The 6,740-nt window shown below is 56.7% G+C and carries 4 protein-coding genes; 1 reads left to right on the forward strand and 3 read right to left on the reverse strand.

Features of this window, described 5'->3' with window-relative positions; all coding sequences use genetic code 11:
* Positions 1-45: 45 nt before the first annotated feature.
* The 3 genes from B7364_RS10865 to B7364_RS10880 all read right to left on the reverse strand — a co-directional run bounded on the left by B7364_RS10865 (position 46) and on the right by B7364_RS10880 (position 5,098).
* Entirely contained in the window at positions 46-2,025 is a 1,980-nt protein-coding gene (locus B7364_RS10865) for a DEAD/DEAH box helicase (protein ID WP_085340060.1), read from the reverse strand.
* Positions 2,026-2,297: 272 nt separating this feature from the next.
* A complete protein-coding gene (locus B7364_RS10870; RefSeq protein WP_232780881.1) occupies positions 2,298-2,708 on the reverse strand; it encodes an MAPEG family protein in 411 nt (136 codons plus the stop codon).
* A gap of 431 nt (positions 2,709-3,139) precedes the next feature.
* A complete protein-coding gene (locus tag B7364_RS10880; RefSeq protein ID WP_085340058.1) occupies positions 3,140-5,098 on the reverse strand; it encodes an alpha/beta hydrolase family protein in 1,959 nt (652 codons plus the stop codon).
* 199 nt (positions 5,099-5,297) lie between these two features.
* Here B7364_RS10880 and B7364_RS10885 point away from each other — a divergent pair, with 199 nt between their 5' ends.
* The gene (locus B7364_RS10885) at positions 5,298-6,602 is read left to right on the forward strand and encodes a metal-dependent hydrolase family protein (protein ID WP_085340061.1); all 1,305 of its coding nucleotides are present in this window, start codon (positions 5,298-5,300) and stop codon (positions 6,600-6,602) included.
* Positions 6,603-6,740: the final 138 nt, after the last annotated feature.

A 6,740-nucleotide genomic window follows, 5' to 3' on the forward strand; every position in this document is an offset into this window, starting at 1 on the left:
GACCCGTTCAGGCTTTGTGGGCCTAAACGGGTCTCCATAGCTCGGTTACGAGCGACCGCGACGGGGCACGAAGGTGCTGTCCCCACCGCGACCGACATTGGCCCCACCGCGTGCGCCAGAACGGCCGAGGCTGACGGGCTTGCCGCCAAAGCTCTTCTTGCCAGCTGCAGGCTTGGATGACTTGCGATCATCGCCGCGGCCTTCAATGCGGGCTTCGCCGCGGGGCACAGGGCCCTTGCGTGTCGCGAAATCGCGTTGGCCTTGACCATTGCGATGACCAAAAGCTTCGCTGCGGCCTTCATAGGCACGTGGACGGTCGCCGATTGGACGATCACCACGGGGACGATCATCGCGAGGACGCTCGTTGCGTGGACGGTCTTGGAAGCTTCGCTCTTCGCGTGGTTTGCCGTGGAATGGCTTGTCAAAGCGGGGGCGCTCTTCGCGGCCCGCATCGGCTACGGGGCGCACATAAGCGGGACGCTCAGCTGCTTCAGCGCCGCGGGCACCAAAGCGGTTTTCGTCGCGCTGTTGTGGGCGGCCTTCATTAAAGACAGAGCCCGTTGCGAAATGGCCCGAGCGGGGACGACGATCGCCATCTTCGCCGCGGTCGCGGTTGGAATATTGCCCACCACGTGGGCCAGGACGACCGCCCCGACCGCCTTCACGGCCACCTTCACGTGCGCCAAACTTGCCATCACGACGGGGATCGTTGCGGGGCTCATACAGCATTTCTTTCGGCCCAGTGCGGCGCAGCACGCCGATCACATCGCCATGCGCATTGGTTGGCGCGACCAAAGCGTTAGAGGCTTCACCCACGGTTTCCACAAAGATCGCTTCGCCATCTTCATCATACTGGACTTCAGCAGGCTTCGGTGCCGCAGGGCGCGGTGCCTTCATCAAATTGGCTGGATCCATCTTGGTGATGGACTTTTTGATCAAGCGCTCAATCTGGCGCAAATTGTCGCGCTCATGCGGCGCACAGAAAGAGATGGAGATGCCTTCCGCCCCAGCGCGCGCGGTCCGGCCAATGCGGTGGACATAGGCCTCTGGCACATCTGGCAGGTCAAAGTTGAACACATGGGTGACCCCATCGACGTCAATGCCACGTGCAGCCACATCGGTACAGACCAGCAGGCGGGTATGGCCCTTGCGGAAGCGCTCCAACGCATGTTCACGCGCGTTCTGGCTCTTATTGCCATGCACAGCATCAACCGACATGCCTTGTTGTTCCAGCTTGTCGAGAACCTTTTCGGCCCCATGCTTGGTGCGCACAAAGATCATGGCGCGCTTCACTTCAGGCTCATGACAGATGGATTCCAGCAATTGCTGTTTGTTGACTTGGCTGGTCATAATCAAGCGCTGATCGACCCGCTCGGCGGCCGACGACAGAGGGGCAACCTGGATTCGCTTGGGATCGGTTAGCAATTCTTCGGCAAGATGGGCGATTTCCTTCGGCATGGTTGCCGAGAACAGGCTGGTTTGACGGGCCTTTGGAATTTCACCGACGATCAGGCGGATCGGCTTGATAAAGCCCATATCCAGCATTTGGTCGGCTTCATCCAAAATCAAATGCTCCACCATATCGAGGCGGATGGCACGCTGTTTCATCAAATCGATGAGGCGGCCCGGGGTGGCGATCAGAATATCGACGCCGCGCTCCATAGAGCGGATCTGCTTGCGGATGTTTGCCCCGCCATAGACCAAAGCGCCCGAGAGGCCGACGAATTTGCCATAGGTGCGCAGGCTGTCCGCAATCTGGCCAGCCAATTCGCGCGTTGGGCACAAGATCAGTGCGCGGCAGGCCCGTGCGCCAGCATGAATGCGGCGCTGGCTCAAATGGTGCAGCAAAGGCAGCGCAAAGGCAGCCGTCTTGCCTGTTCCTGTTTGGGCAAGGCCCAAAATGTCCAGCGATTGCATCGCAGGCGGGATGGCCTGCAATTGGATGGGGGTAGGATGCTCATAGCCTTCGCCTGCAATCGCGTTCAAAATAGGCTCAGCAAAGCCGAAATCGGCAAAAGTAGTCATGGTCTCGTCGTCTTTCACACGTCAAAGCGTGCGGTATCGCCCCCGTCACTTGGGGTGCGCACACGCGTCTGGGACGGACCTGACCTTGAGTTGCTTCTCGTCAGGCGCGCCAAATAGGGCCATCCTTCGCCCGGTGTGGCCTCGCGAAAACAAACACGGCCACGTGCAACGCCCAGACGGCGGAAAGCGATGAAAGAGCCATAGTGGCTCTGATGTGGGACGTGCACTTAAACTCGGACAGATCGGGTGGGCAAAAGCCCCTCACACCTGACTTAGCTGCCGAGTGCTTCCAGGATCGTTTTCACACAAAGTGCCATTAAAACGAGTGAAGCCAAGGCAAACACCGCAAAGCGCGCGGCAACCAAATTCACGGTTGCTTGCACCAGCGAATGCAGTACACGAAGGCCCACATAGCCCCAAGCGAGTTGAATGGAAAGCCCATCGGCCCAATTTCCGACATGCGCGGTCAAAGCCAGGGCGTAAAACAGGGTCGGTTGCTCATGCAAATGGTTGTAATTATGCGCAACTTGGGCCACTTTCATGGGCAAAACGTCCAAACTACCCGGTTTTGCAGCCCCCTGCGGATCGATCTTGTGTTTTTGCATAGCTGGTAGTCGGGTGGCATACATCCACACCCACATGACCAAAGTCCAAGCGATTAGCGCCAAAATTGGTAGTAACATCGTAGGCCCTCCCCAGAGCATTATTCTAGGCCGGGCAGTCTAGTACGGGATAAGCCGAATGGGAAGGCGGGTGTCGCTCAGGCGGCCTAATGACGTTCCGTTGGAAGGACTTTGGAGTCAGGGAGCTCGACTTTGATTTCGACCTTCGGTGTCGGGGCCGCAATACTGGCCCATCCAACCAGACAGATCAGGGCGGGCCAAACCTTAGGTCTTGCTGGAGCCAAGTGCTTTCGCTGCCTAAACCATCTTGTCCAAGCCCAAACACTTCTTAGCGTTAGGACAGATGTGCTGATAACTGAAAGGGAGCTCACAACAAAGAGCACAAGCATCGGCTGCGGGATGGGTATAAGCCAGCTAGGCAGTGCAATCAGGATGGATGCGACCGCGCTGCCTATCAAGATCGCAGCAAGTCCCACATCAAGGCGCCCCACCTAATTCACCCCCGGCCCCAAATGCTCGCGCAAGAAAGCCTCCAACTCGGTCAACATTTGTTGGCGCGTTTCAGTACGCGATAGCCAATGGTCTTCGCCTCTCAACTCCACCAATTTATAGGGCTTTCCGGCGGCTTTTAGCGCATTGGCCATGATGGTGCTTTGTTCAAAGCGAACCACCGTGTCATCGCGCCCATGCATCAAAAGGATAGGCGCGCGCACAAGGTCTGCGAGCCGTCGAGGTGAAGCCGCCTCTGTCGCCGCACGATCATCGGCCCCAATATGGTCGATCCAATAATTGACCGTGCTCGATTTAGATGTGCCAGCATCGTTGCGCTCTTGCACAATCATCCGCGGTAAATCTGAAACACCCGCGACTGAGACGACACACCGATAGAGGTCAGGCGTCATGGTTGCACCAGCCAAAGCCGCATAACCGCCATAACTCGCACCGACGATACACACACGCTTGGGGTCGCTTAAGCCTTGCTGGATGGCCCAAGTTACGGCGTCAGACACATCATCTTGCATCCGCTTACCCCACTGGCGACGCCCTGCATCTGCGTGCGCTTTGCCAAAGCCGGTCGATCCGCGAAACTGGGGCTGGATTACCACATAACCGCGTGTGGCCATAAACTGGGTCCAATAATCAAAACGAGGTTCATCGCGCGCTTCAGGTCCACCATGGGGAAAGATAATGGTCGGTGCATTTTTGATGTCTTTGTCACCTGGTGGCAGGGTCACATAGACGGGAATTTCTACCCCATCGCGGGCTTTAAATGTCGTGGCTTGCAGGCGGCCCATGGGCACATCTTTGAGGCCGGGATAGGCCTCGCCCAAGCGATTGATCTTGGGCCCATCGAGGTTGAGCAAAAGATATTCAGGCGGCGTACTGGGCGTTTCCAATTTGGCGACCAGTTTGCGTCGGTCCCGCGTAAAGCTGACGATGGAGACGATTTTCCCCGGAAATGTCGCTTCCAGCGAAGCTTGAGCCTCTTGCAGGTCGGACGAGATCATTTGGTCAAGGGGTTCAAGGCCGCCCAAGGACACACCAACAATCACTTCTGACCATGGGTCTTTGAAAACAGATTGCAATTCTAGTCCATCCGAACGGAGAAATTTTCCGGTCGTCCCCGTGACAGGATCAATGGAATAAAGCTCCCCAAATTCAGAATCCGTGTTTCTGCCAAAGATGATCCTGCCCTGCTTGGACAAGCCCATCAGCGTAATGCCCTGGCTACCCGTATTGTCGATGTGGAGGGCTTCTGAAAACTGCTTGTTCTCGCCGGCAAGGAAAAGTTTGGTTGTGGCAGCCTTGGGGTCATGATCAACTCTGGCCAAAGGTTTACCCGCACGATCTGTAATCCAGTCATAAGTCTTGTCAGTCCCAAATGCCCGCGTAAACACCTGCTTGCCGTCGGTTGCGACCTCATACAGGTTGAGCGCGACCATGTCCGCATTGTTCAGATCATAAGTCGCCATCATGACGCGGTTCGGGCTGTCGGGCAGAATAGAAATCAAGGAGACGCCGGAATTATACTCCCGCAGGCTCCCCCCTGTGGTGAGGAGATTTCTGATCCGCCCGGTTTCGAAATCCATGGAATAAGTCCGGAAAAACTCATTCTTGGCTGAGAAAACCCGAACCGTATCGCTGACAGTAATGAGCACATCACCGCCATCTTCAAACTGAATGCTGCGCAGCTTCATCGTGCCGACGTCTACGCCTGCGGTCTTATTTGTCGGCACATCAAGGACCCGCACTTGGGTCTCGCCTGTGGCTGTCGTATAGCCAAAGGCGATCCGATTGCCATCGGCTGAAATCGCCACACGTGAAATATTGGGGGCTGCGGCAAAGGCTTCGGCTGTGGCGGGTGCTGGTTTGGCCGATCCCCAGTTTGGCCAAACAAGGCCTACGAATATCAATCCTGCAATACGACTTAAAAGCATGTTTTTCTTCATGCGGACCTCCAATCTCCAGAGACTGCAACAGGTTTACCGCTAAGGCAATGCATTGTGCTGGTACAACTTTAGCCTTGTCTAGGTGCCCGGAAGTTGCACCAGTCTGACAGATGGATAAGGGCCAAGCGCGCGCCAAGACAGCGCCTTGCCAATCGCTTCGGTCGGTCGCATGGTGGATTTAAAATGTTATTCTGGGGGCATGATGCGCTTACGACTTTTATCGACTGTTTTGGCTTGTGTGGCCGTGGGTACGGCCTATGCACAGACCCCGCCAACGGCCTCGCCCGCCACCTTTATCCACGTGGGTCGCCTGATTGCAGAGCCTGGTACGCCGCCAACCCAAACCAAAACGCTGATTGTCCGCGATGGCAAGATTGAAGCCATTCGTGACGGTTATGTCGCCCCGAGTGCGGGTGCCAAACTGGTCGATCTTAAGTCCAAAACCGTACTGCCGGGCCTGATCGACAGCCACGTCCATCTCCTCTCCGAACTTTCCTCGTCCAGCCGTTTGGATCAAGTGACCAAAGAGGAAAGCGACCTCGCCTTGGACGGCTTGGTTCATGCGCAAAAAACCTTGCGGGCTGGCTTTACCACCGTGGTTGATTTGGGTGCCGATGGACACCACACCATTTTTGCGCTGCGCGACCAATTTGCTTCGGGCCGCTTGCTTGGCCCGCGCATTCTGGCTGCCGGAGCTGCCATCAGCCCAACCGGCGGACATGGCGATGTGCATGGGTTCCGCGAAGATATCATGCATGTCATGGGCCCTAAAAGCGTGTGTAATGGCGTTGATGATTGCCGGCGCGCCGTGCGTGAACAGGTCAAGGCTGGTGCCAATATCATCAAAGTTACGGCGACGGGGGGCGTGTTGAGCAATACGGCCAGCGGCCTCAGCCAACAATTTTTCGATGATGAACTCAAAGCCATTGCCGATACCGCTCACCTTTTGGGCAAGACCGCCACCGCCCACGCCCATGGCAAAGGCGGCATCGAAGCGGCCTTGCGGGCGGGCTTTGATAGTATCGAACATTCCAGCTATGCCGACGCAGAGACCTTTGCCCTTTACAAGGCCAAAAATGCCTGTGTGGTGCCAACCTTACTGGCTGGGACAACCGTTACAGAAATGGCCAAGGCTGGCGGTACCTTGACCGGCGCACAAGCGGCCAAAGCTTTGACGGTGGGTCCGCTTATGGTCAATATGCTCAGCCGCGCGCGTGAAGCAGGCGTTTGCGTCGTGTTTGGCACCGACAGTGGCGTCTCCCGTCATGGCGATAATGCGCGTGAGTTTGAACTCATGGTGCAAGCAGGCTTTACCCCGGCCGAAGCCTTGCGCAGCGCAACAGTGGGCGGCGCAAGCCATCTTGGCCTGTCCGATCAAATCGGCACCCTTGCTCCGGGCAAAGCCGCCGATCTTGTCGCCGTTACTGGCGATCCTTTGACGGACATCTCCCTCATGCGGAAAATCGACTTTGTTATGGTCGGCGGGCGCATTGCCAAGGAATAGGGTTATCTCAGCGTCCAAGGGCATCCTATCCGCTGACGTAGCTCTCGGTTCGGCAGGCAGAAGATTGCTATGAATGCTTTTTGTCTAGAAGCGCTTCGGTGACCCTTCTGGTCACCCAACCGCTACCTCAATTGTTCT

Origin of the sequence: Aquidulcibacter paucihalophilus, from assembly GCF_002105465.1 — a bacterium.
GTDB lineage: Bacteria > Pseudomonadota > Alphaproteobacteria > Caulobacterales > Aquidulcibacteraceae > Aquidulcibacter > Aquidulcibacter paucihalophilus.

Coding starts and splice junctions, on each gene's coding strand:
- B7364_RS10865 (WP_085340060.1), bottom strand. CDS start 2,025: ATGACTACTTTTGCCGATTTCGGCTTTGCTGAGCCTATTTTGAACGCG.
- B7364_RS10870 (WP_232780881.1), bottom strand. CDS start 2,708: ATGTTACTACCAATTTTGGCGCTAATCGCTTGGACTTTGGTCATGTGG.
- B7364_RS10880 (WP_085340058.1), bottom strand. CDS start 5,098: ATGAAGAAAAACATGCTTTTAAGTCGTATTGCAGGATTGATATTCGTA.
- B7364_RS10885 (WP_085340061.1), top strand. CDS start 5,298: ATGATGCGCTTACGACTTTTATCGACTGTTTTGGCTTGTGTGGCCGTG.